20 protein-coding genes and 1 other RNA gene are annotated in these 25,285 nt (G+C 32.7%); 15 read left to right on the top strand and 6 right to left on the bottom strand.

The genetic code is table 11. From position 1 onward, the window contains the following. Window positions 1-192: 192 nt before the first annotated feature. From J3U23_RS04825 to J3U23_RS04815, 3 genes are all read right to left on the bottom strand, one after another. A complete protein-coding gene (locus J3U23_RS04825) occupies window positions 193-1,254 on the bottom strand; it encodes an alpha/beta fold hydrolase (protein ID WP_267338652.1) in 1,062 nt (353 codons plus the stop codon). A gap of 260 nt (window positions 1,255-1,514) precedes the next feature. Then, window positions 1,515-2,021: a ubiquinone anaerobic biosynthesis accessory factor UbiT gene (gene ubiT / locus J3U23_RS04820; protein ID WP_267338651.1), complete on the bottom strand. Its 507-nt coding sequence runs from the start codon at window positions 2,019-2,021 to the stop codon at window positions 1,515-1,517. Next, window positions 2,022-3,650: a Na+/H+ antiporter gene (locus tag J3U23_RS04815; RefSeq protein WP_065562106.1), complete on the bottom strand. Its 1,629-nt coding sequence runs from the start codon at window positions 3,648-3,650 to the stop codon at window positions 2,022-2,024. 150 nt (window positions 3,651-3,800) lie between these two features. On the opposite strand from J3U23_RS04815, the gene recO reads away from it, so the two are divergent. Next, the gene (recO, locus tag J3U23_RS04810; RefSeq protein WP_065734106.1) at window positions 3,801-4,493 is read left to right on the top strand and encodes a DNA repair protein RecO; all 693 of its coding nucleotides are present in this window, start codon (window positions 3,801-3,803) and stop codon (window positions 4,491-4,493) included. Window positions 4,494-4,586: 93 nt separating this feature from the next. On the opposite strand, the gene J3U23_RS04805 is transcribed toward recO, so the two are convergent. Continuing rightward, window positions 4,587-5,318, bottom strand: coding sequence for a hypothetical protein (locus J3U23_RS04805; RefSeq protein ID WP_267338650.1), 732 nt, complete (start codon window positions 5,316-5,318; stop codon window positions 4,587-4,589). A 274-nt stretch (window positions 5,319-5,592) separates the two neighbouring features. Between J3U23_RS04805 and thrS the strand changes: the two genes are divergently transcribed. The 10 genes from thrS to J3U23_RS04755 all read left to right on the top strand — a co-directional run bounded on the left by thrS (window position 5,593) and on the right by J3U23_RS04755 (window position 15,995). Beyond that, a complete protein-coding gene (gene thrS / locus J3U23_RS04800; RefSeq protein WP_065562103.1) occupies window positions 5,593-7,518 on the top strand; it encodes a threonine--tRNA ligase in 1,926 nt (641 codons plus the stop codon). Window positions 7,519-7,545: 27 nt separating this feature from the next. Further along, window positions 7,546-8,085: a translation initiation factor IF-3 gene (gene infC, locus J3U23_RS04795; protein ID WP_065562102.1), complete on the top strand. Its 540-nt coding sequence runs from the start codon at window positions 7,546-7,548 to the stop codon at window positions 8,083-8,085. A gap of 83 nt (window positions 8,086-8,168) precedes the next feature. Next, window positions 8,169-8,366 carry a 50S ribosomal protein L35 gene (rpmI, locus tag J3U23_RS04790; RefSeq protein ID WP_034882133.1) on the top strand — a complete coding sequence of 66 codons (198 nt, stop codon included), beginning with the start codon at window positions 8,169-8,171 and terminating at the stop codon, window positions 8,364-8,366. A 31-nt stretch (window positions 8,367-8,397) separates the two neighbouring features. Continuing rightward, window positions 8,398-8,751 carry a 50S ribosomal protein L20 gene (gene rplT, locus J3U23_RS04785; protein WP_024496189.1) on the top strand — a complete coding sequence of 118 codons (354 nt, stop codon included), beginning with the start codon at window positions 8,398-8,400 and terminating at the stop codon, window positions 8,749-8,751. Window positions 8,752-8,955: 204 nt separating this feature from the next. Beyond that, a complete protein-coding gene (pheS, locus tag J3U23_RS04780) occupies window positions 8,956-9,939 on the top strand; it encodes a phenylalanine--tRNA ligase subunit alpha (RefSeq protein ID WP_065562101.1) in 984 nt (327 codons plus the stop codon). A 16-nt stretch (window positions 9,940-9,955) separates the two neighbouring features. After that, entirely contained in the window at window positions 9,956-12,343 is a 2,388-nt protein-coding gene (gene pheT / locus J3U23_RS04775) for a phenylalanine--tRNA ligase subunit beta (RefSeq protein ID WP_065734109.1), read from the top strand. 5 nt (window positions 12,344-12,348) lie between these two features. After that, a complete protein-coding gene (locus J3U23_RS04770) occupies window positions 12,349-12,642 on the top strand; it encodes an integration host factor subunit alpha (protein ID WP_034882129.1) in 294 nt (97 codons plus the stop codon). Window positions 12,643-12,782: 140 nt separating this feature from the next. After that, an RNA gene (ffs, locus tag J3U23_RS04765) (signal recognition particle sRNA small type) lies at window positions 12,783-12,878 on the top strand. Window positions 12,879-13,083: 205 nt separating this feature from the next. Continuing rightward, window positions 13,084-13,953, top strand: a complete 870-nt coding sequence (htpX, locus tag J3U23_RS04760; RefSeq protein WP_065734110.1) for a protease HtpX — start codon at window positions 13,084-13,086, stop codon at window positions 13,951-13,953. A gap of 101 nt (window positions 13,954-14,054) precedes the next feature. After that, entirely contained in the window at window positions 14,055-15,995 is a 1,941-nt protein-coding gene (locus J3U23_RS04755; protein WP_267338649.1) for a peptidase U32 family protein, read from the top strand. Between the two features lie 1,043 nt (window positions 15,996-17,038). Here the strand turns inward: J3U23_RS04755 and J3U23_RS04750 are convergent. Beyond that, window positions 17,039-17,233 (bottom strand): hypothetical protein, encoded by a 195-nt coding sequence (locus tag J3U23_RS04750; RefSeq protein WP_267338648.1) that lies wholly within the window; start codon window positions 17,231-17,233, stop codon window positions 17,039-17,041. 88 nt (window positions 17,234-17,321) lie between these two features. Here J3U23_RS04750 and J3U23_RS04745 point away from each other — a divergent pair, with 88 nt between their 5' ends. The 3 genes from J3U23_RS04745 (at window position 17,322) to J3U23_RS04735 (ending at window position 20,779) form a co-directional block, all read left to right on the top strand. Next, the gene (locus J3U23_RS04745; protein ID WP_267338647.1) at window positions 17,322-18,653 is read left to right on the top strand and encodes a phage/plasmid replication protein, II/X family; all 1,332 of its coding nucleotides are present in this window, start codon (window positions 17,322-17,324) and stop codon (window positions 18,651-18,653) included. 321 nt (window positions 18,654-18,974) lie between these two features. Beyond that, the gene (locus J3U23_RS04740; protein ID WP_065562825.1) at window positions 18,975-19,688 is read left to right on the top strand and encodes a helix-turn-helix domain-containing protein; all 714 of its coding nucleotides are present in this window, start codon (window positions 18,975-18,977) and stop codon (window positions 19,686-19,688) included. Between the two features lie 47 nt (window positions 19,689-19,735). Next, a complete protein-coding gene (locus J3U23_RS04735) occupies window positions 19,736-20,779 on the top strand; it encodes a YdgH/BhsA/McbA-like domain containing protein (RefSeq protein WP_267338646.1) in 1,044 nt (347 codons plus the stop codon). Between the two features lie 49 nt (window positions 20,780-20,828). Here J3U23_RS04735 and hrpA read toward each other — a convergent pair whose 3' ends face one another. Then, entirely contained in the window at window positions 20,829-24,698 is a 3,870-nt protein-coding gene (gene hrpA / locus J3U23_RS04730; RefSeq protein ID WP_267338645.1) for an ATP-dependent RNA helicase HrpA, read from the bottom strand. A 73-nt stretch (window positions 24,699-24,771) separates the two neighbouring features. Between hrpA and J3U23_RS04725 the strand changes: the two genes are divergently transcribed. Beyond that, entirely contained in the window at window positions 24,772-25,191 is a 420-nt protein-coding gene (locus tag J3U23_RS04725; protein ID WP_065734124.1) for an META domain-containing protein, read from the top strand. Window positions 25,192-25,285: the final 94 nt, after the last annotated feature.

Genomic DNA, 25,285 nt, shown 5'->3' with positions numbered 1-25,285 from the left:
TGTTTTGTTTATCGGCTTTAGGATGATATTTAAGTCTGATATTGAAAAATATTAACTAAATATCGATAGTTATATATTTTATATTATATCAGATTTAATGAGAGTAATGTGGGATAAAATAAAATTATTGGAAGATAAGCTCAAATAAAAAAGTGAATATAATAATATATTCACTTTTCTAATCCTCCTAAATTAGTAATAATTATCGAGTTCTTTTAGAAATATTTTTAACTCTTCTATCCATAATTCAGCATTCATGGTTGTACCATGACCTCGGGTCTTATCACTTGCTGGAATTAGATAATATTTAGCAGCAACAACATCCTTGAGGGCTTTTTCCATTAAACCTGTGTTTGGTGGATTTCTTTCATCATCTTCTGAATTGATAACTAACATAAATGCTTTAATTTTTGTTAGCTCTTTTGTTGGATCAAAGTTTCTGGCTGCATCCCATTGATATAAAAAATCATTCGCGTCCATTGTTGTTCGTTCTTTTAACTTATTTGCTAATATTTCTTCTGTTTTCTGGGTGTTATAAGCGTTATTTTGCCAGGCAATATCACCTCCGTTAGTCGCGATATCGTAGTAATTATAAACAGTTTGGAATTTTTCAGGTTGTTTGCTATAAAAGCCATTATTCCAATCAGGATCGTCTTTAATTGAATTAATGATCATCTTTCTCATTATCCAATTTCGACTAGACATTGGCGCAGGGGTTGCTGCCATTGCAATTGCTGCTTTCATGTAATTAGGATACATAGTTACCCATTGCCATGTATTCATTCCACCCATCGAGTTACCAATAATAAGTTCAAGATGATCTATATTTAAACCTTTTTTCAAAAGTAGGTATTGAGCATTAACCATGTCTGTATAATCATAATGAGGAAAGTTTCCTTTCAAACCGTCAGAGGGTTTCGAAGATTGGCCTGTACCAATAGCATCAGGCAATATTATGAAATATTTTTCAGCATCCAACGGCATTCCTTTATCGAATAAGGCATGACCAAAACTGTCATTAAGCATTGAATCTCCATTGCCAGTTGTGCCATGTAAAACTAATACTGGCTTTCCTTTAGGGTCGCCGATAGTGACATAATGAATTTTCAAATTTTGAATTGTGTTACCATCATTAAATTTAAATTTTTCAATAATATAATCACCTTCTTTTCGGTTATAGAACTCGGAACAATATCCTTGCGATGCGAAAACAAGAAAAATAAAAAATAGTAGCGCTTTTTTTATATTATTCATATGTGGCTCTCTCCTTCATAATTACGTTATGAATCATATGTGTAAGAGATAGGGTAGGAAGGTAATATTTACGTTGAATGAATTTTTTCCAACGTTAGTTTCTATAATAATTTATTAAATGATAGTCATCCAATAAAAATACGTTTATTTACATTAAATAATTAAATTTGAATATGAATTTTAAGTATAAACGGAAAGTTCTTTAAGTTAGTAAAAAGGGAATTATCAATTCCCTTTCTTGAAGTTATTTAATAGAATTTTTAGTCTTTGGGTGCGCTTTCGATGATATCAGCTAGCTTTTCGAGAGTTAATCTTAAGAACCTTGGCATAGCTTCGATTTCAATCGAGTCCATCAAGTTTTTCACATAGAGCCCTAATTCAGTATCGCCTTCAACAATGAGTCGACGTTGAAAGAATAATGTATCAGGATCTTGCCGTCTAGTTGCTATCATTATTAAGTCATTGGCATTGCCGATGAAGCTTACATCAGGTATTTCTTCGCGGCTAACCACAAGTTTGTTATCAATTAAGCTGACAAACCAGACTAATTGAAGATCGATAACTTGGATTTTGAGCCAACGATTTTCTAAAAAATCTAGCTCGCCATCTTCAAGTGAATGTTTGAATTGCAATTGTAATAATTGTTCAATAGCTCTTTTTTTAAGGCTAAAGGGTATACATTGTAATGTCATACCCAACATTTGTGGCGCTTTATCGACAAATTGTGAATGAATTTTTCCTAGAAATTGGTGTTTATTGCCAATCATTTACGCATCTCCAGAGATCATCTTCTCATAAATATCTAAATCGGTATTTAGATGCTCGAAAACTTCTTCACTAACTTCATCACGAACTTTCATTTGAAGTAATGCGGTGCGCTCCGCCCCAATTGCGACTAAACGCATACGTCTTTCTAGATTTTCAGCTTCAAGAGCTTTTTGTTCTAAATCTTTTAAGCCAGTTCGACGTCTTAATGAACCTATAACACGTGAACCAACTTCGTGGATAATTTCTTGATCTAGGCCTTCTTCAGACGTTTCTTGTAAAAGGCTAGTTTGCATTTTTTCAAGACTAACGATAGCTTCTTCAGCCATTTGTCCTTTTACGGTTAATATTTCGTTGTCTTGTTCGGAATTATCCAAGATCACGCTACCACGTAATAAAATTGGTAACATGATAATAGCGGATATTAATGATACTAATATAATACCAGCAGCAATAAATACGAGTTGATATCTGCCCGCAATGGTTATTGGAATAGATAATACACCAGCTAGTGTTATCGCTCCGCGGACACCAGCAAAAGTAGATATCCATAAATCACGTGTGGTATATGAATTAAATGCTAATGGACGCTTTGTGCCAAATGGCATTGTTGGCATTTTTTTCATAGCCCAAAGCCAAGCAAATCGAGTGCCCATTAATACTATAAAAACGAACAATACAATTAAGCATAGTTGCCATAATTCAATTGATGCATCGGTTTGGTTTTCAGCAAATGTATTTTTTAAAATACTTGGAAGCTGAATACCTAATAGAACAAAAACAAATCCATTGAATACGAACGTTAACATTGACCATGCACTATCAGATTGTAAGCGAGTTGTTAAAGGGGCATTACGCATCATTCCTGAGTGGTTAACTGTCATACCAGCACTTACTGCAGCTAAAATACCGGAACAGTGACATTCTTCAGCAATGATATAAGCGGCAAATGGTAGTAAGAATAATAGTACGATTTGGATTGCGGGATCATTGTTTGTTAGTTGGTTTATTTTACGCAAAATACGAGCATATAACCAAGTGAATATCACCCCAACAGCTAATCCACCTAAAGCAACCACGAAGAAGGATATACTGATTTGTAATAAGTTGAATTCAAATGCACCCGCTGCAATTGCAAGTGCAAATTTTAAGGAAACAAGGCCAGAAGCGTCATTCATTAAGGCTTCACCTTCAATGATTTCCATCTTCTCTTTTTCAATTCGTCCTTTACCGACAATACCACTAAGTGCGACGGCATCGGTAGGTGATAATACTGCTGCTAATGCAAATACGGCTGGCATTGAAATATCTGGTAGCATCCAATGTAGTAAGTAACCCAGAGCAACAATTGATATAACCACTAGAACCAAGGCTAGCCCTACAATTTCTCGTACATTATGGACAAAATCTTTTACAGAAGTTTTACGTCCATCAGCAAATAGTAAAGGAGGAATGAACAGTACAAGAAATAGGTCTGAGTTAAACTCTAAATAAATACCTAATGCGGCAAGAATACTACCTAGTAGTATTTGCATTAGAGGCAATGGGATCTGTATTGGTAACATTTTTATAATGACACCAGAAAGTGATACAATTAATACTATTAGTAATATTGTTGAAAATAGTTCCATAGCTACTCTTTTAGTTATCCCATATATAGTTATCTATTATATAGGATTTTTAAGAATATTTCAGGTTAAAATTGTATAAAATCACTCAAATTTTAAGCAATCTCTATTATTGATCAAAAAAAGTAATATTTTAATTGATGGGCAGGTTAGATGGAAAATTGGCGAAGAGCATTTGTATTACATACCAGAACATACAGTGAAAGCAGTTTGCTAGTCGATTTATTCGTTGAAAATGTTGGGAAAATAACCATTTTAGCAAAAGGTGCTAGGCGTAAACGCTCTGCATTAAAAGGTGTTTTACAACCTTTTACTCCACTAATTGTTCAATATTCAGGTCATGGAGAAATAAAAACTTTACGTCAAGTTGAGGCTGTTTCCCTTACTTTACCTCTTGTTTCTGTTTATTTATATAGCGCCTTTTATTTAAATGAACTATTACACCGTGTTTTAGTCGCCGAAACCGAAATAACTACGTTGTTTGATGATTATCTAGCAAGTATACAACAATTAGCCCAACAAGTTCCTGCTGAAAACGTGTTACGAGCATTTGAATTGGCCTTACTTGAAAATTTGGGCTATCACGTTGATTTTTTTCATTGCAGTGCAACAGGTGACGATATTGTTGAATCTATGCATTATCAATATATTTCAGAAAAAGGTTTTATTTGTAGTTTGTTACAAAATAGTACCGCTTTCACTGGTGAAGAAGTCTTAGCTTTAGGGAAAAGGCAATTTCACAATATCGATACACTTAAAGCGGCAAAACGTTTTACCAGGATGGCGTTAAAACCTTATGTTGGTGCAAAACCATTTAAAAGTAGAGAATTATTTTTAAAAATATAATTTGTCTTTTAACTTAATTTAAAAGGGACTTTATGTAAAATGTATCAGATCTATTCCGTCAACAATGTTGACGGAAAGATGATTAATCATAAATTAATAAACCGGAGGTTTGGCATAATTACCATTATCAGCAGGAAAAGCATTTGGACTTAATTTTTGATAGTTTCTACTATTATCTTCTAACTGAAATATTGCCGTGCCTATTACACCTATATTTGTTGCTGAACCTTCACTATTATGATTAGCATAAGCACTAGAGCTGTCAGAAAAAGTAAAAGCAGCTACTTCATTATTACTTTTACGGAAGCCTTCAATCACAAGTGTGTCATGTGGTCTTAAAATATAGCCATTGTTTGAGAATGAACCAGCTTTACCATTAATAACGTCTAATCCATCAATAGTTGCTACAATTTCATAGGTATTAGAAGAGTAATTACGATAGAATAATCGGTAGCTTTGTCCTACTTTACCTTGTAACTTAACGTTGTTATTTTGCTTAGTTAATGGCCATTTTTTGCCACGATCATCAAGGAAAGCCATACCAACTCTACCATTATTCAACATAACTTCTGAAATTGCTTTTCCATTATATTGATGTGCTGAATAATTGATAGTAATAACATCAATAGGGTAAAAACCGGTACGTTTCATACTTACTTGTTGAACACGCGATTCAATGCCATCTCCCCATTGAGTCCCTAAGCTTTTATTAGCACTTTCTGTAACAGTATTTGATGATGCAACATCACTATTACGATGAGATTGGCATCCAGTTACAATTAAAGTTAATAAAGATAAAATAGCGATAAAATGTTTTGTATGCATTACTTTCATATTCCTTTATATATTATGTAGTTAAACATATTTATCTTAATACATTATATTATTATATATAATATTTTTTTGCTGGCTATGTTTTATTTCAGCTATTTATAATTAATTATGACTAATTAAGTGTTATTAAATTATTATAATAAAATCTGTGATAAACCCTCGATATTCTATTTAAAATCCTTAAGATAAGTGGTAGTATACACAACTATTTTTTATGTACGCATGTGCGCTTTCGTGTGGCGCACCACTGTTATAAGGATTTATTATGCCAATTATTACTCTTCCTGACGGAAGTCAACGTCAATTTGATAAGCCTGTTACTGTTTTAGAAGTTGCTCAAAGTATTGGAGCTGGTCTTGCCAAAGCATGTATTGCTGGGCGAGTAAATGGTGAACGTAAAGATGCTTGTGATTTAATTGAGCAAGATTCAACTTTATCTATTATTACATCAAAAGATGAAGATGGGCTTGAAATAATTCGTCACTCTTGCGCTCATTTGTTAGGACATGCAATTAAACAACTTTGGCCAAATACGCAAATGGCAATTGGTCCAACGATTGATAACGGCTTTTATTACGATGTCGATTTAGATCACTCTCTAACTCAGGAAGATCTTGACGCTCTAGAAAAGCGTATGCATGAATTGGCTAAGAAAGATTATGAAGTTATAAAAGAAGTAGTAAGTTGGGAACGTGCTAGAGAAGTATTCTGGGAGCGTCATGAACCATATAAAATTGCTATTTTAGATGAGAATATTCCAAAAGATTCTACTCCTGCACTTTATCACCATGAAGAATATATTGACATGTGCCGCGGGCCACATGTGCCGAATATGCGTTTTTGCCATCATTTTAAATTACAAAAAATTGCTGGAGCATATTGGCGGGGTAATAGTGATAATAAAATGTTACAACGTATTTATGGCACAGCATGGGCTGATAAAAAACAACTTGATAGTTACTTACAATTTTTAGAAGAAGCAGCTAAGCGAGACCATCGTAAAATTGGTAAACAGCTAGATTTGTATCATATGCAGGAAGAAGCACCAGGTATGGTGTTTTGGCATAATGATGGCTGGATTATTTTCCGTGAGCTTGAGGTTTTTGTTCGCACTAAACTAAAAGAATACGATTATCAAGAAGTGAAAGGTCCATTTATGATGGATCGGGTTTTATGGGAAAAAACAGGTCACTGGGGTAACTATAAAGAGTTGATGTTTGTTACTTCATCTGAAAATCGTGAATACTGTATTAAACCGATGAACTGCCCAGGGCACGTTCAAATTTTCAATCAAGGTTTAAAATCTTATCGCGATTTACCACTAAGAATGGCTGAGTTTGGTAGTTGTCACCGAAACGAACCGTCAGGCTCATTACATGGTTTAATGCGTGTTCGCGGTTTTACTCAAGATGATGCACATATCTTTTGTACTGAAAACCAAATCCGCAGTGAAGTTAATAACTGTATCAAAATGGTTTATGACATGTATAGCACATTTGGTTTCAAAGACATCACTGTTAAATTATCAACTCGTCCTGAAAAACGTATTGGTAAAGATGAAACTTGGGACTTAGCCGAGAAAGATTTAGCAGAATGTTTAACTGAAAATGGTATTGAATTTGAGTATTTACCTGGCGAAGGTGCATTTTATGGGCCAAAAATTGAATTTACGCTTCATGATTGCTTAGGCCGTGCATGGCAATGTGGTACAGTCCAACTCGACTTTATGTTACCAGAAAGATTAGATGCAACTTATGTAGGTGAAGATAATGAACGTCATGTTCCAGTTATGATTCACCGAGCGATTTTAGGTTCGATGGAACGTTTTATGGGAATTTTGACTGAAGATTGTGCAGGATTCTTCCCAACTTGGTTAGCACCATTACAAGTTGCCGTTATCAATATTACCGATAATCAAGCTGATTATGCGAAACAATTAACCAGCCAATTACAAAAAGTTGGTATTAGAGCAAAAGCAGACTTGAGAAATGAGAAAATAGGGTTTAAAATTCGTGAGCATACTCTAAAACGTGTTCCTTATATGTTTGTTTGTGGAGACAAAGAAATGGAATCAGGAACAATTTCAGTTAGAACACGCCAAGGTAAAGATCTTGGTAGCTTTGAAGTGAAACATGTTATAGAATTATTGCTTAATGAAATTCATAGTCGTTCATTAGAACAGATGAATTAATGATAAATTACTTTGGAGGAATGAGATATTAAAGTCAGTAAGCGAATTCAGTCAACACGCGCGCACAAAATTAACGATGAGATTACAGCTCGCGAGGTGAGGTTAACCGGCGTCGATGGTGAACAGCTCGGTATTGTTAGCTTAGATGAAGCTTTAAAACAAGCTGAAGAAGCAACGTTGGATTTAGTTGAAATAAGTCCTAATGCAGAGCCACCTGTTTGTCGAATTATGGATTATGGCAAATTCCTCTATGAAAAGAGTAAAGCAACAAAAGAACAGAAGAAGAAGCAAAAGGTTGTTCAGGTTAAGGAAATTAAATTCCGACCTGGTACAGACGAAGGCGACTATCAGGTAAAACTCCGCAGCCTGATACGCTTTCTTGAAGATGGCGATAAAGCCAAAGTTACGTTGCGTTTTCGTGGACGTGAAATGGCTCACCAACAGTTAGGTATTGAAATGCTTGACCGCATTAAAGAAGACTTAGCTGATTTGGCGGTTATTGAATCTTATCCAACTAAGATTGAAGGTCGTCAAATGATTATGGTGTTAGCGCCGAAGAAAAAGTAATGGTTTTTCAAGTTAATTTTTAGTTTCTAAAAATTACACCATTATTTTATTTTTATTAACAATGCGAAGTGGAAATTTATAAAATGCCTAAAATTAAAACTGTAAGAGGCGCAGCAAAGCGCTTTAAAAAAACAGCTTCTGGTGGCTTTAAGCATAAACAAGCTAACAAGAGCCATATCCTAACTAAAAAATCAACTAAGCGTAAACGTCATTTACGTGGTTTGACTACTGTGTCAAAAGGCGATTTAGGTTTAGTAGTGGCGTGTGTTCCATACGCTTAATTATTGATTAATTTTTTAGAGGATATAGTTTATGGCTCGTGTTAAACGTGGTGTTATTGCTCGTGCACGTCACAAGAAAATTTTAAAACAAGCAAAAGGGTATTATGGTGCTCGTTCACGTGTATATCGTGTTGCTTTCCAAGCAGTAATTAAAGCAGGACAATATGCTTATCGTGACCGTCGTCAACGTAAACGTCAATTCCGTCAATTATGGATTGTACGTATCAATGCTGCTGCTCGTCAATGTGGTCTTTCTTATAGTCGTTTCATCAACGGTTTAAAGAAAGCTTCAATTGAAATCGATCGTAAGATCCTTGCAGATATTGCAGTATTTGATAAAAATGCATTCGCTGCATTAGTTGAAAAGGCAAAAGCTGCACTTTAATAGCTTTATAAGAGCCGAGTTATCTCGGCTTTTATGTTTTATAAAAAGATTATTTAAGAGTTAATTATGAATTTAGTTATTTTTCGTTTCTTTTTTAGCTTCAATAATGCTATTCGTTCGTGAGGCAAATAAAAAACGAAAAATAATTATAAAAGCCTCAGAAGAGGCTTTTTTTATGTAATAAACAATAAGCAGGAGAACTGTATGTCTCAATTAGTTGAACTGGTAAGCAATGCCAAATCCGCTATTGAAAATGCTAATGATATTAATGCCATAGAACAAATTCGAGTGGAATATTTTGGTAAAAAAGGCTATTTTACAATGCAGATGGCTTCTTTACGTGATGTTCCCGCTGATGAACGCCCCGCTGTAGGTCAGAAAATTAATGATGCTAAGCAACAAGTTGTTGAGTTATTAAATCAGAAGCGTAACTTTTTAGAGCGTCAGGCTCTTAATGCAAAATTAGCAAATGAAACAATTGACATTACATTACCAGGTAAGTCGCTAGAATTAGGTGGTTTACATCCAGTTACTAAGACAATTAATCGTTTAGTTGAATTTTTTGGAGAACTGGGCTTTGTTGTTGAGACTGGACCAGAAATCGAGGACGATTATCATAACTTTGATGCATTAAATATTCCTGCTCATCATCCTGCACGTGCTGATCACGATACATTTTGGTTTGATGCAAAACGTTTATTACGCACACAAACTTCTACAGTTCAAATAAGAACAATGGAAAATCAAAAACCGCCAATCCGAATCATTGCTCCAGGTAGAACTTATCGTAATGATTATGATCAAACGCATACGCCAATGTTTCACCAAATGGAAGGGTTATTGATAGATAAAAATGTAAGTTTTACCCATTTGAAGGGGTTATTGCATGATTTTCTTCATTGTTTTTTTGAGGATAATATGGAAATTAGATTTAGACCTGCATATTTTCCATTTACAGAACCTTCAGCAGAAGTGGACATCAAGGCTAAGAATGGCAAATGGTTAGAAGTTTTAGGATGCGGTATGGTTCATCCTAATGTATTACGTAATGTTGGAATAGATCCTGAAATATATAATGGTTTTGCCTTTGGTATGGGAATTGAAAGGTTAACTATGTTGCGTTACGGTGTCACTGATTTGCGTTCTTTCTTTGAAAACGATTTACGTTTTTTAAAACAATTTAATTAATTCTGGAGATCAAAACATGAAATTTAGTGAAAGTTGGCTACGTGAATGGATCAATCCAGAAATTAGTAGCGAAATGTTAGCCGATCAATTAACCATGGCTGGACTAGAAGTCGATGATGTTGAAAAAGTTGCTGGTGATTTTTCAGGTGTCGTTGTTGGAAGGGTAGTTGAGTGTAAACAACATCCTAATGCCGATAAGCTCCGTGTAACTAAAGTCGATATTGGCAAGCCTGAATTACTGGATATTGTTTGTGGTGCACCAAATTGTCGTCAGGGTTTAACTGTTGCTTGTGCAACAATTGGGGCTGTTCTACCAGGCGATTTTAAAATTAAAGCCGCCAAATTACGTGGTGAACCTTCAGAAGGTATGCTTTGTTCTTACTCTGAATTAGGAATATCTGAAGATCATAGTGGCATTATTGAATTGCCTGATGATGCACCTTTAGGGCAAGATATCCGAGAATATCTAAATCTTAATGATGTTATGATTGAGATTAGTGTTACGCCTAATCGGGCTGATTGTTTTGGTATCATTGGTGTTGCCCGAGATATCTCTGCAGTTAACAATATTCCAATGAAACAACTTAATATTGAAAGTGTTCCAGCAACTATTGCTGATACTGTGTCAATTGAAATAAATGAACCTAAAGCTGCGCCACGTTATCTTGGTCGAGTAATAAAAAATATTGATGTTAATGCAACAACACCACTTTGGATGAAAGAGAAATTACGCCGTGGTGGTATTCGCTCAATTGATGCCATTGTCGATATTACTAATTATGTGTTATTAGAATTAGGTCATCCGATGCACGCATTTGATTTGGCGCAAATCGATTCAGGAATCATTGTTCGTTATGCTCATCAAGATGAAAAACTTGTTTTATTAAACGGGAATGAAGTCAAACTAAACGATAAAACACTCGTTATTGCCGATCATCAAAAAGTATTAGCAATGGCTGGTATTATGGGGGGAGAAAAATCTGGCGTAACAACTTCCACAAAAGATATCTTCCTTGAATCAGCTTTTTTTGCACCATTGGCAATAACTGGTAAAGCTCGTGAATATGGTTTACACACTGAAGCTTCTCACCGTTATGAACGTGGTGTTGATCCTTATTTACAATTATCTGCTATGCAAAGAGCAACTCAATTAATTGTTGATATTTGTGGTGGTGATGTAGGTCCTATCTCTGAAATTACAAACGAAAAAGAGCTTCCTTCTCAAGCTACAATTCAACTACGTAGACATAAAGTGGATCAAATTATAGGTTATGTAATTGAAACTCAAAAAATTACAGACATTTTAGTTAGATTGGGCTGTGAAGTTTCTTATAATGAAAATGTTTGGACTGTTAAATCACCAAGTTGGCGATTTGATTTGCAAATCGAAGAGGATTTAATTGAGGAAGTTGCTCGAATTTATGGCTATAACAATATTCCTAATGTGAATCTGAAAATAGAATCTGTAATGAAGCCAAAACCTGAAAATATAGTCCCTTTGTCTAGAGTAAAAAATTTATTAGTAGATAAAGGTTATCAAGAGGCGGTGACTTATAGTTTTGTTGATCCTAAAATTCAACAACTTCTTCACCCAGAGCAGCATCATATTACATTACCTAATCCTATTTCGAGTGAAATGTCTGTTATGCGTTTATCATTATGGTCAGGGTTATTAGATGCTGTAATATATAATCAAAATCGTCAACAATCTCGGATGAGATTATTTGAAACAGGCTTACGTTTTATTCCAGATGATTCATGTGAATTTGGTGTTCGCCAGGAATTGATGCTTGCTGGTGTTCTTACTGGCACTCTTTATGAAGAGCATTGGTCATTACCTAAACAAAATATTGATTTTTATGATTTGAAAGGGGACTTAGAGTTACTATTTTCTCTTTTAGGTTGTAATGAAAAAATTGTATATCAGAAATCAGAGCTTGATGCATTACATCCTGGACAAAGTGCTGCTATTTACTTGAATGGCGAGCTTATTGGTAATTTTGGTGTTTTACATCCAGAAATTGAAAAAAAATTATCTTTAAATAGTAAAACGCTTGTTTTTGAAATAAATTTAGATAAAATTAATGATAAAAGAGTACCAGTTGCTCATGAGTTATCTAAATATCCGTCTAATAAGCGAGATATTGCTGTAGTTGTATCTAACACAATACCAGCAGCAGATATTATTTCTGAGTGTAAACATGCTGGTGGTGAACAACTTGTAAGAGTTAATTTATTTGATGTATATCAAGGTGAAAACATAGATAAAGATCAGAAAAGCCTTGCTATCAGTTTGATTTTACAAGACAAATCACGTACACTAGAAGAAGAAGATATAACAAACATTGTAAGCAAGTGTGTTATTGCTTTACAAAACCGTTTCAATGCCCTATTAAGAGAATAATAATTATGACATTAACTAAAGCTGATATTGCAGATCGTCTTGCCGATAAATTTGATATTGATCGTCAAGAAGCTAAAGTCCTAGTTGAACTTTTTTTCGAAGAAATTCGTGTTGCTTTAGAAAAAGGTGAACCTGTTAAACTGTCTGGATTTGGTAATTTCGCTGTTCGTGATAAAAATTCACGACCAGGTCGCAATCCAAAAACAGGCGAAAGTGTTGATATCTCAGCTCGTCGAGTTGTCACATTTAGACCAGGTATTAAATTTAGAGAACGAATTGAGAAAAATTTAACTCTATAGTTAAACATTTTTAAATTTCGTTTGATATGTAATAGCCTTTCTGTTGTTATTACAAGACAGGAAGGTTAGTTCTTTTTTCGTTATAAATATTGTAATAATTTGCTAATTAAAGCATAATAACGCCTCTTCAATGGAGGCTCTATGGGTCCTCTTGCAACATTTTTTTGCTCATCAGGTCAGGTCCGGAAGGAAGCAGCCAAAGTAAAAAATATGTGTGTGGGATGTGGCTGATAGGGTCTCCTCCAAAATTCTCTAAATTAATATTGCTATTAACTTACCATTGTCTTTAATGGCTATTAAATAGTCACTTAATTTATCCTTTCAAAATTTCATATTAAAGAGGTTGTAGAGATGCAACATTTTTGCGATCATATATCAAATTTTATTTATCTTCTTAAGTAAAATTATTCATATTAGAAAAACAGTAATGAGGAATTATTTATGATGCGAGTTGGATTATTTATCCTAACTAACTTAGCTGTTATGTTTGTATTTGGTATTATTTTAAGTATTTGTGGCGTTGATGCTCATAGTACATTAGGATTACTTATATTTGCAGCTATATTTGGTTTTGGTGGGTCTTTTATTTCACTTCTTTTATCTAAAAGAATGGCTTTAAGTTCTGTTGGTGGGAAAATAATTACTAATCCTCGCAACGCTCAAGAGCAATGGCTTTTAGATGTAGTTAATCGTCAAGCAAATGAATTGAAATTAAAAACACCACAAGTTGCGATTTATCAAGCAGAAGATATAAATGCTTTTGCAACGGGAGCAACTAAAAATAATTCTCTCGTAGCTGTTAGCTCGGGTCTTTTAGCCGCTATGACTCAAGATGAAGCTGAAGCTGTAATTGGACATGAAATGAGTCACGTTGCAAATGGTGATATGGTGACAATGGCGCTTTTACAAGGTGTACTTAATACTTTTGTTATTTTTATTTCACGAATTTTTGCTTCAATCGTAACAAAAGCTTTGGAAGATAGAAGTGAAGGATTATCTACTTTTGCTTATTATTTCATCGTAATGATTTTTGAAACTGTATTTGGTATTTTAGCAAGCATAATTGCTATGTGGTTTTCACGTTATCGAGAGTTCCATGCTGATGCAGGCTCAGCGAAATTAGTAGGGTCTACTAAAATGATTGCTGCTTTAGAAAAATTAAAATTGAGTCATGAGCCAAGTGAAGAAGCATCAATTTTGGCATTCTGTATTAATGGTGAGAAGAAAGCAAGATTTTCTCAACTATTCTTATCTCATCCACCTTTAGATAAACGTATTGAAGCATTGCGTAATCAATCTAATATTCTTTAATAAATAATATTTAAAAACTTCAATGGCAAATATTAATTGTATTTGCCATTTTTTGATTAAAATTTAATATACCATCCTAATATTTTCTCAGAGAATCTCTCATGTATAGGCAACACACTACTAAATTAGAATTACTTAGCCCCGCAAAAAATATAGAAATTGCAAAAGAAGCTATCTTACATGGAGCTGATGCTATTTATATTGGCGGTCCTCAATTTGGTGCTCGTCATAATGCTGGTAATTCAGTAAGTGATATTGCTAAACTAGTAGAATTTGCCCACCATTTTTACTCTAAGGTTTTTGTAACTTTAAACACAATTCTTCATGACAATGAGCTTGAAGCTGCAAGACAACTAATTTGGCAATTATATAATGCTGGTGTGGATGCTTTGATAGTTCAAGATATGGGAATATTAGCTATGGATATCCCACCAATCGATTTACATGCTAGTACCCAAATGGATATTAGAACGCCAGAAAAAGCTAAATTTCTTTCCGATGTAGGTTTTTCTCAAATAGTTTTAGCGAGAGAATTAAATTTAACCGAAATAGCAAACATACATCAACAAATTGATGCAAATATTGAATTTTTTATTCATGGCGCATTATGTGTTGCATTTTCTGGTCAATGTTATATTTCTCATGCACAAACGGGTCGAAGCGCTAATCGAGGCGACTGTTCTCAAGCTTGTCGATTGCCATTTACATTAAAAGACGAACAAGGTCGCATCGTCGCTTATGAAAAACATCTTTTATCAATGAAGGATAATAATCAGTCTGATAATTTGATAGAGTTAATACAAGCCGGAGTGAGATCTTTCAAGATTGAAGGCAGATACAAAGATTTGAGTTATGTTAAAAATATAACCGCATTTTATCGTAAAAAATTAGATAATATTTTAGAAAAAAACACAGATTTTGTTGCTGCATCGAGTGGCAAAACTGAACACTTTTTTACCCCGGATCCAAATAGAACATTCCACAGAGGATCTACCGATTATTTTGTTCGAGGTAGACAAGCCAATATTGGTGCATTTGATTCACCCAAATTTATTGGCTTAACAATTGGTGAAATTATAAAAATTACTAAACAATCTATCGTAATAAAATCAGAACAAGCGTTAACTAATGGTGATGGATTAAATGTTTTAATCAAAAGGGAAATTATAGGTTTTAGAGCTGATAAAGTAGAAAAAATTGGTAATAATCATTATCAAGTATTTCCTAATGAAATACCTAAAGCATTATATTCTATAAAATTACCTTATCAAATTAATCGCAATTTAGATCATAATTGGCAACAAATTTTATTAAAAGAATCTTGTTGCCGTCGTATCGGTGTAACATTTAGGCTTAAAAATATAGCAAACGGTTTGGAGTTAATTGCATCGAGTGAAGAGGGTAGTTGCGTTAAAATTGAATTGAAAGGCCCATTTGAGCTAGCTAAGCAACAGGATAAAGCTCTCAATAATATAAGAGATAGTTTATCTAAGTTAGGCCAGACAACCTATTATTTAGCAGAGTTAATTATAGATTTAAACCAAGCTTATTTTGTTCCCAACAGTCAATTAAATCAGTTAAGACGAGATATTATTGATAAATTAACTCTAGAGCGATTAAATAATTATCGAAGAAATATTCGTAAACCTCAAGTACATCCAACACCGATATATCCTGAACAACAATTAAGTTTTTTAGCTAATGTTTATAATCACAAAGCTCGTGAATTTTATGCTCAACATGGTGTAAAACTAATCGAGAGTGCATTTGAAGCTCACGAAGTTAAAGATGACGTTCCTTTAATGACTACAAAGCATTGTCTAAGATTTGCATTTAATTTATGTCCAAAACAAGCTAAAGGGATTCAAGGAGTTAAAACTAAAGTAACACCAATGAAATTAATTCAAAATAATAATGAAGAATTAATTTTAAAATTCAACTGTAAAGCTTGTGAAATGCAGGTTTGGGGCAAAATCAAAAAACATATTTTAAAAATCCCAGTACTAGGTAGTGAAGTTATTTTACTGACGAGTAACGATTAACATATTGATAATTGTTAAATTATTGTTTTTTTCGTTAATTATTATCATTAATATAAAAATTTTAGCGATAATAGTGAATGTAACAAGGGTTATTTTAGTTCGTAATAATACTATTATTTAACATAATATACATTATTTGAATTTTAATTCATTGATTTAATTGTATTTATTAGGTTTGTTGCGTAATAATAGAAAATAGGGGATAGATAAACGTTTTTTTTAAAGAAAACACGAAAATAAAATTCCAATCAATCTATATAACTTAACTTTCTATTAAATAGTTTATGTTATATAGTTTCACATAATAAGAGTTAAAATGGTTTATTATGTTATAACAAAAAGTATCAACTTTATGCAGTAAGGACATTTATTACAGACCTTGTTTATTGCGAAAAATGATTAATTATCATTCAACTAATGCAAAATATGTTATGTTTAATTCTAAATTATAGTAGACAACGGCTTACAATCTAGAATTGCACATAACATTTTTAAAATAACTAATATCAGTTATGATATTGTCTTTTTCTTTTCGATTTATATTTCCAACTTTTTGACATCTTATATACGTAGGATGGGTAATCATCCCAAGGATTGGCTATATTACTTCCCCTTGACGGCCTAATTTTTAGTTTATACTGTTTATATTCAATCATGTGAATGCAATAGGCAGTTTTTTCTTGTTTAGTGCTGAAATGTTTATGTGACTCACTATGAACATAAGTATAATATTCAATTTCACCTACACGCGTTTTACGTATACTACGTCTTGAAAATTGTTTTTTTAGTTTTAACATACTTTCTCCTAATTTATTAAATAGTTAGAAGAAAGCCTCCTTATAATAATTCATATATATACCTTATTAATTTTTGGGGTTAGAGTTCGGATGTTCAGTGACACCCGAACTTTACCGTGGTTTCCCACGGTAAATAATTTAAATTCAAAAGTAAACAGTAAAATTTATTGCTTATTTTCATGATCAATTTATTTACTTTTATTTAATAGTTCAACCTTGTGTCATTTTGACACATTTTAGCCTTTATTATATTTTTTTGTCAGAATGTATAATATCTTGTACCGCATCTTTTGCATAATTATCTAGAATGTACGTTGCTAGCTCTGTCCATGAAATGGATTTTCCTATTCTGTAACTTAAATCTACTGCTAATCTTTCAATTCTTAGTTTTCTTTCTGCGCTTATTGCTAGGCTAGTTCTCTTTGGTTTTTGCGTTGTCATTTTAACTCCTAAACGTCTTTTGGTTTATGCAGTATTGTATATCATCATTTATATTTTAATGCATGAGTGTTTACATGCACGTTTATTTATGACAATTTTACATTACTGTTTAGGTGTATGCATTAATGCAGATATGATTGATTTATTGCTATTGAGAATACCTTTTAAATCTGATTTTATTTTGCAGACAAAATCACATGATGATTTTGGCGGAAGGTATGGGCAATATGTCGATTTAATGGAAATTTGTAAATTATCGGGTTGCGCTCTTGGTGCTCGTACTGTTGAATTTTGCATTGACGGTGATTTGCAAGTTCGAGATCTTAATCATCCTTTTGAATCTTTGCCTTCTAGTTTCGGTAGTTTAGCGGTGAAAATTCATGCTGGGTCTATAACTATGAAGCCCTGCGTTGAAATAAAAGCAAGTCCGGCAAAGTTGTTACAAGGTCATAATGTTTTTGGATCAGAAAATTTAGAATTGTGTGCAACTGAATTATTAAATGGTTTGGCTTACGGAATGCCTCAATTATTTGATTTATTAGACATTTGTAACACAAATTTGGATTGGATTGATGTTACTTATTCCGCTTATGTTGATAATGAGTTAATAGCTCAGCAGGTTATTGATTCATTGAAAAATGTTACTAATGGTCAAACAAAAAAATCACGTTATAACCGTGAATATCAAACAACTGTTGAATGGAATACAGGCAGTCAACTTAAATCATTAAAAGTTTATCTTAAATTTTATGAAGTCATCAATCAATTATCCGAATTAGAAAAATTATCATTATCTAAACACCAAGATCATTTATTACAAAGAAAAATCAATATCTTATCAAATTCTGATCTTATTGATTGGGCTAAAAAATGCGTTAGGTTCGAGGCGCGATTAAAACATAGCTATTTAGAAAAGCATGGCATACCTAGAAACTTATTTAAATTTATTAAATATCAAAAAGATAAGCAAAAAAATGGCATTAATATTATTAGAGAATTATGGCAAATAGCTTTTAAGGATATATTGTCTGTTATAAAAGGTGCAGATATGAATGTTTATGATGATAAACGTATACGAACATTATTAAATGATAGTTATTTTACTGTTACTAGAACAGGGAAAATCTCATATTCGAAGTCAAATAAAATTTATTCGTTTTATCGGGCGTTATTGAATGATGGTTATCAATTCGTTAAAAATTCCATGGATCGTAAAACGTTTTGGCGTTACGAACAAGATCTTTTATCGATTGGATTAAGCAAGATGCAATTACAGAATCTACAACAACAGAAAAATAATGTAATTCCGATGTGCAGAGTTATAAATATTGATTTTAATTGTCAGCGTCCGAGTTGGTATGTAGAACCAACATCATTTTATGATGATCCAAAAAATTTAGAATTTTTAAAAGCTGTTTAACGCACTTCTCTTATAAATCTATATTGGTGCGCATAATGTATATTATGTTAAATAATGATATTAAATCAATTAAGTTCATTTATTCGCCACTCACCCTCTATTAACAATTCTAAATCTTTATAAGACTATTCTTTTATCAAGAATTCATTTATATTGTTTAGATTAATTACTTAGTGTAGTTATTTAAAAATTTAATAGTGATTTTCTATTTCTTTTCTTTTTATTGAATAGAAATACAAAAAAAATTGGTCAATTTTTGTTTTATGACAAAATATGGTAACCTTATCACTTCAAATCAACAGCCCTTGTATTTAGGATATTATGCATAGTATTTATAAGACATTACGTTCCAATAGTTATTCTGTTCCGTGCGAATTATGCAGTCTCGGTGGGCTCTGTATTCCGATGTTACTCAATAATACATTAAGTAGTGTTTTAGAACGCAAAAGATCTTATTCAAAAGGCGAAATAATAGTTAAAGCAAAAACGCCATTTAAAAAATTCTTCATCGTTCATTCCGGTGCACTTAAAACATTTGTTACAACTTCTGAAAATAATGAACAAATTAATGGATTTTATCTACCTGGAGATATTGTTGGTTTAGACGCCATTTCAACCAAAGTTTATAACAACAACATTCAGGCATTAAGTAACACACTAATCTGTGAACTGCATTATGATGAATTAATGACATTAATTGATACTAATAAGAATGTTAGAGATTTAATCTTTAGATTATTAAGTGCTGACATTTATAATTATCAAAAATTGGTTCTTTGCTATTCTCAGAAAAAATCAGATGAGCGTCTGGCCACCTTTATTTATTCTCTTTACCTTCGATATCAGCAAAGAGGACATTCTTCTTTAAATATAAAACTAGCAATGAGCCGTGCTGAAATAGCTAATTATTTAGGATTAACGATTGAAACTGTAAGTCGTAATTTATCAAAATTACAAGAGCAAAATATTTTAATAGCTAAAGGTAAATATATTTATATCAATAACTTGGAAGCTTTAATAGATTTAGGAAATTAAATTTATTTATGCTAAAATAACTAAAAATTCATTGTAAGGTTTTTTATATGTTAAGTTTCAAGAAAACAATTATCGCTACAACTGTTGCGCTTATTCCATTTTGTTCTTTTGCTGCTCAGCAATTAACTGAAGAACAAGCAAACAGCATGCAATCTTTTAAAAGCATTACGATTCGAGGTGCTTTTTATACTGATAGCGATTATGTTATGGCTATGTCAAAGGCTGCAGACAATGAAGGAGCTGCTTCTTTTTACATAACAACAACAAATATCAGCCCTTCTAATGATACTTTGCGTATCGTTTATGCAAAATTATACAAAGCAGACGCACCTAAAGCTTTAGAACAATCAGAAACTTTACGTAAATTTGAAGGTGTTTACGAATATCCAAAATCTAAAGCAATTCGCTTAGAACCATTTAATATTGTGCGTATTCGTGGATACTTTCCGACAGATTATGATGTAAATCAAGCTATTGCTAAAGAAGCATCAGCGCAAGGTGCATATGGCTTTTACATAGATTCACGTTCAGAATTAGGCAGTAATATTCAAGTAGCTGCTTATTTATTTAAAAAAGATGCTCCTGAACGTAAATTACAACCTGAAAATGCTATTCCTTACGATTCTGAAGCGGGTCAATTAGCATTAGCTAAAGGTGGAGAAGCTGCAATGCAGGTTGAAAAACCTGGTTATTACTCCCCTTCTGCATTTAACGAGAAATATTATGCAGATAAATTTAATAATAAAGTAATTGATAAAACTACAACAAATTCTGCTGCAACTAATAAAGTTACAACAACATCAAATACAGAAACAATAAGTACCGTTGCCACTGAACCTCAAAGAGTAACTCGTTACACTGTCACTCTTCCTGATGGGCGAAAAATTCAGGAACTTAACGATGCAACTGCGGCTAAAATGGTTGCCTTTGATACACTGAAATTTAGAGGTTACTACGTTACTGATCAGGAAATTTCATATCAAGCAGGAAAAAGAGCAATAGAAGCTGGGGCTAAATATTATCATATTGCTCGAGTTGCTCATGATTCTAAAGGGCCAAACATCACTGTATTTGTAGATCTTTATAAATAATCAAAATGGGCGCATAAGCGCCCTTCTTTTTTATCCTTATAATTATATTCTATAATTCAGAAGATACAGTTTCTATTTGTTGTTTTATCCTTTTTGCAGAAATTGGATACGGTGTGCCGAGTTGTTGAGCGAATAAGTTAACTCTAAGTTCCTCTATCATCCATTTAATATTCGTAACATCATTCAATGATTTTTGATTTTCTGACAAACTATTGAACCAACTTTGATATTCGTTTTTCACTTCTTCTATTATATTCATCGACTGTCTATCTTTAGCCACATTAGTTCCTAGCTTCTCTATCCGTTTTTCTATAGCAGTTAAATAGCGATAAATATCATGGAGTTTGTTATAACCAGTTTTTGCCACAAAACCCTTATAAACTAGCTCATTTAGCTGCGCTTTGATATCAGATAACGCAAATGCTAAAGACAAATCGATACGGCCTTTAAGTTTTTTATTAATATTAAAATGGAGAGTTAAAATTGATTCCACTTGTTTAGCTATATCCACTACAATTTCATTGATATGCTCTTTGGTATAACCTAACAGTTCTTGATATTGTTCTTGATTTTTAACTTTCTGATTGTACTTCTTAATCAAGTAGTCTATTCCACAGGCAATGCAGTCATCAATAAGGTTAAGAACTGTACCGAATGAATTAAAATATAAGCCTAATTTAGATTTATTTGGTAACTTTTCGTGCAAATATTTAATTGGAGATGGAATATTTAAAATCAACAATCGTCTAATCCCGAGCTTAGTTAATCTTTTTTGTTCCTCAAGTGAATCAACCAGTTTAATACTGACCGAGTTTTGATTATCAATGATGGCTGGATAGGCTTTAACTGTATAATTATTTTGTTTTTCTTCATAAATACTTGGTAAGTGACCAAAATTCCAATCAATAATATTATCTTTCTCTATTTTGACAGATTTTTTTTGAGTCAGCGATGATAATGCTTCTTGAACTTCTGTTTTAAGATGTTCTTTAATCATCATTAGATCTTTGCCAAAAGCTATTTCTCGTCCCTTATCAACGATACTAAAATTCATTTTTAAGTAATCTGGTACTTGTTCTAATTGCCAATCAGTTGGCTGAATTTTTATACCTGTCATTTTCCTAAATTCATTTTCTAATGTTTCAAGTAATGGATGTTCAATTGAATTAACTCTACTTAAAAAAGCCTCAGCATAGTTAGGCGCAGGAACTAAGCTTTTACGTAAAGATTTTGGTAATGATTTTATTAAAGCAATAACTAAATCATAACGAAATCCAGGTACTTGCCAATCAAATCCTGTATCTTTTATTTGATTTAATATATTAAGCGGAATAGAAATTGTTACACCGTCACGTGCATTACCTAGATCAAATTGATAAGTTAAAGGTAATTTCAAGTTATTCTGATACCAAAAATCTGGATAATCGTTTATTTTTACAGGTTGAGCTGATTGTTTAATCAGCATATTTTTTTCAATATTTAAAAAATCAGGGTCTATTTTTTGTTTGTTTTTCCACCACGTATCAAAATGTTTTGCGGAAATAACTGATTTGTCTATTCGTTCATCATAAAAATTATAAAGATCATCATTATCAATCAGAATATCCTGACGACGAGATTTATGTTCAAGATCCTCAACTTCATTGATTAATTTCTGATTTTGTTTATAAAACTGGTGATTAGTTTGCCAATCACCTTCAACCAAAGCATTCCGAATAAATAAGGAACGACTTAGTACTGGGTCAATTTTACTATAATTAACTATGCGGTTTGCAACAATTGGTAGACCGAATAAAGTTACTTTTTCATTGGCTAAAGTTGTCCCATTCTTTTTAGACCATCTAGGCTCACTATAACTATATTTAACTAGATGTTTTGCTAATGGTTCAATCCAATCTGCTTCAATTTTAGCAGCCGTTCTACCCCATAGACGGCTTGTCTCAACAAGTTCACTAGCTATACACCATTTTGGTTGATTTTTAAAGATGGCTGAATTAGGGAATATAGCAAATTTAATATTACGAGCACCAGTATATTCATGTTTTTCAATTTCTTTCATACCAACATGTGACAATAAGCCGCTTAATAACGCAGTATGCAGTGAACGATAATCTGCTAATTGACTATTAATCGGAAAAGCAAGTTGTTTAATGGTTTGTCTAATTTGTGTATAAACGTCTTGCCATTCTCGAATTCTAAGATAGTTAAGATATTCTTTTTTACACAACCGTCTAAATTGATTACCCGACAGATCGGCTTGTTGATTTGTTACATAATTCCATAAATTGATAAGTGATATAAAATCAGATTCTTTATCAGCAAATCTACGGTGTTTCTCATCAGAAGCTTGCTGTTTATCAAATGGCCTTTCTCGAGGATCTTGTATTGATAGTGCTGCCACAATAATCATAACTTCTTTTATACAACCTAACCGTCTAGCTTCAACTAGCATTCTAGCTAATCTAGGATCAATAGGTAATTGAGATAAAATTCGTCCTATCTCAGTCAAATGATAATGATGATGTTTAGTATAAATTGCACCTAATTCTTCTAATAATCGTATACCATCACGGATATACCTAGAATCAGGTGCTTCAACAAATGGAAAAGCCGCTATATCACCTAAGCCTAATGAAGTCATTTGTAATATAACTGATGCTAAATTGGTTCGAAGAATTTCAGGCTCAGTAAATTCAGGTCTAGATAAAAAATCTTGTTCATCATATAAACGTATACAAATACCATCTGAAGTTCTACCACAACGCCCTTTTCGTTGATTCGCTGATGCTTGAGAAATGGGTTCAATTGGTAATCGTTGAACTTTCGTCCGATAACTATAACGACTAATTCTTGCTAAACCAGGATCGATAACATATTTAATACCAGGAACGGTCAAGGATGTTTCAGCCACATTTGTAGCTAAGATAATTCTTCGAGCACTGTGTGATTGAAAGATACGGTTTTGTTCAGATGCTGATAATCTAGCATATAAAGGCAAAATCTCAGTATGTTTCAGTTCAATTTTCCTTAGCGTATCAGCCAGATCACGTATTTCACGCTCCCCTGTAAGAAAAATCAAAATATCCCCATTACTTTCAAAAGATAATTCATCGATTGCATCTATAATAGGCTGAAAATCATTATTTCTGTCATTTCCATAATCATCATTAAGAATTGTTGGACGGTATCTAACTTCGACAGGATAGGTTCGACCTGAAACTTCAATGATTGGGGCATGATTAAAATGATTTGAAAAACGTTCAACATCTATTGTAGCTGAAGTTATGATGACTTTTAAGTCAGGACGTTTAGGTAATAATTGTTTCAAATATCCCAAAATAAAATCGATATTTAAACTACGTTCATGAGCTTCATCTATAATAATAGTATCGTATTGAAGTAATAATTTATCTTGCTGAATCTCTGCCAGTAAAATTCCATCAGTCATCAATTTCACCAAAGTAGTTTCGCTGACATGATCAGAAAATCTGACTTTATAGCCCACTAAGTTGCCTATTTCTGTTTTTAATTCCTCAGCAATACGATTGGCAACTGAACGAGCTGCTAACCTTCTCGGTTGGGTATGGCCAATAAAACCTTTAACACCTAAGCCTAGTTCCAAACATATTTTAGGTATTTGTGTCGTTTTTCCTGAACCTGTTTCACCGGCAATAATTACAACTTGATTATTTTTAATTGCTTCAGCTATCGCCTCTTTCTTATCAACTACTGGTAGATTATCTGGAAAATCGATATCTTTAGGTAACGATTGTAATCGAACATTATAATGTGCAACAGCTTGAGCAATCGCTTGTTCGATGGTATCTAAATTTTGATTTTTGTTTGAAAGCTTTCTTATTTTGTGTTGATCTAAGAAAGTCATTGATTGAAAAAATTTAATTTGCTGTTGAATTAACATAAAGAGTAAAATGTAATTATTAAATTTTAATTAAACTGATTATATCAAATTTAGCCAACTATTAGGAGTTAAGATGAAAAAGACTTTACTATTAATAATGCTTTTTACTGGAACTTTCGTGATGACTGGTTGTGGTGAATCTAAGAGCGTTAAAGCTGAAGATTTAATGCATCATCGCTTTGTATTGATTAAAGCCAATGGTCAAGATATTTCAACAGATAAAAACGCTGAGCTTGAATTTGGTGAAAACATGAATATTTATGGAAAAATGTGTAATCGCTTTGTTGCAAAAGTAGAATTGGAAAACGAAACGATCAAAGGCCCTGGTGTTAGTATGGCAAAAATGGCTTGTGATGATGAGCAATTGAGTAAGTTAGATGATACCATCGCTCAATTAATTCAAGACGGAGCATCAGTCAGTTTGGACAAAGATCTATTGACTTTAAAAAATAAAGATATTGAACTAATTTATCAACTTAAAGATTTAATGTAATTTAAAAAGACATTTTTTATCACAAACTTGGTAAAAATTTAACCAAAAAAATGTTTTAGTTTTTTTCTATCTCAATTGATGTCTAGTTTTTTGA

It is taken from the genome of Gilliamella sp. B3367 (assembly GCF_026536825.1).
Taxonomy (GTDB): Bacteria; Pseudomonadota; Gammaproteobacteria; order Enterobacterales; family Orbaceae; genus Gilliamella; species Gilliamella apicola_E.
This window is presented reverse-complemented; position numbering and strand designations above follow the sequence as displayed.

What these genes read in the sequence shown, in the direction of transcription:
- ubiT (WP_267338651.1), bottom strand. Translation starts at nt 2,021, where the DNA reads ATGATTGGCAATAAACACCAATTTCTAGGAAAAATTCATTCACAATTT.
- J3U23_RS04745 (WP_267338647.1), top strand. Translation starts at nt 17,322, where the DNA reads ATGACAATTTTACATTACTGTTTAGGTGTATGCATTAATGCAGATATG.
- J3U23_RS04770 (WP_034882129.1), top strand. Translation starts at nt 12,349, where the DNA reads ATGACATTAACTAAAGCTGATATTGCAGATCGTCTTGCCGATAAATTT.
- thrS (WP_065562103.1), top strand. Translation starts at nt 5,593, where the DNA reads ATGCCAATTATTACTCTTCCTGACGGAAGTCAACGTCAATTTGATAAG.
- J3U23_RS04735 (WP_267338646.1), top strand. Translation starts at nt 19,736, where the DNA reads ATGTTAAGTTTCAAGAAAACAATTATCGCTACAACTGTTGCGCTTATT.
- rplT (WP_024496189.1), top strand. Translation starts at nt 8,398, where the DNA reads ATGGCTCGTGTTAAACGTGGTGTTATTGCTCGTGCACGTCACAAGAAA.
- pheT (WP_065734109.1), top strand. Translation starts at nt 9,956, where the DNA reads ATGAAATTTAGTGAAAGTTGGCTACGTGAATGGATCAATCCAGAAATT.
- htpX (WP_065734110.1), top strand. Translation starts at nt 13,084, where the DNA reads ATGATGCGAGTTGGATTATTTATCCTAACTAACTTAGCTGTTATGTTT.
- J3U23_RS04815 (WP_065562106.1), bottom strand. Translation starts at nt 3,650, where the DNA reads ATGGAACTATTTTCAACAATATTACTAATAGTATTAATTGTATCACTT.
- J3U23_RS04755 (WP_267338649.1), top strand. Translation starts at nt 14,055, where the DNA reads ATGTATAGGCAACACACTACTAAATTAGAATTACTTAGCCCCGCAAAA.
- J3U23_RS04725 (WP_065734124.1), top strand. Translation starts at nt 24,772, where the DNA reads ATGAAAAAGACTTTACTATTAATAATGCTTTTTACTGGAACTTTCGTG.
- pheS (WP_065562101.1), top strand. Translation starts at nt 8,956, where the DNA reads ATGTCTCAATTAGTTGAACTGGTAAGCAATGCCAAATCCGCTATTGAA.
- hrpA (WP_267338645.1), bottom strand. Translation starts at nt 24,698, where the DNA reads ATGTTAATTCAACAGCAAATTAAATTTTTTCAATCAATGACTTTCTTA.
- J3U23_RS04750 (WP_267338648.1), bottom strand. Translation starts at nt 17,233, where the DNA reads ATGACAACGCAAAAACCAAAGAGAACTAGCCTAGCAATAAGCGCAGAA.
- J3U23_RS04825 (WP_267338652.1), bottom strand. Translation starts at nt 1,254, where the DNA reads ATGAATAATATAAAAAAAGCGCTACTATTTTTTATTTTTCTTGTTTTC.
- recO (WP_065734106.1), top strand. Translation starts at nt 3,801, where the DNA reads ATGGAAAATTGGCGAAGAGCATTTGTATTACATACCAGAACATACAGT.
- J3U23_RS04805 (WP_267338650.1), bottom strand. Translation starts at nt 5,318, where the DNA reads ATGCATACAAAACATTTTATCGCTATTTTATCTTTATTAACTTTAATT.
- rpmI (WP_034882133.1), top strand. Translation starts at nt 8,169, where the DNA reads ATGCCTAAAATTAAAACTGTAAGAGGCGCAGCAAAGCGCTTTAAAAAA.
- J3U23_RS04740 (WP_065562825.1), top strand. Translation starts at nt 18,975, where the DNA reads ATGCATAGTATTTATAAGACATTACGTTCCAATAGTTATTCTGTTCCG.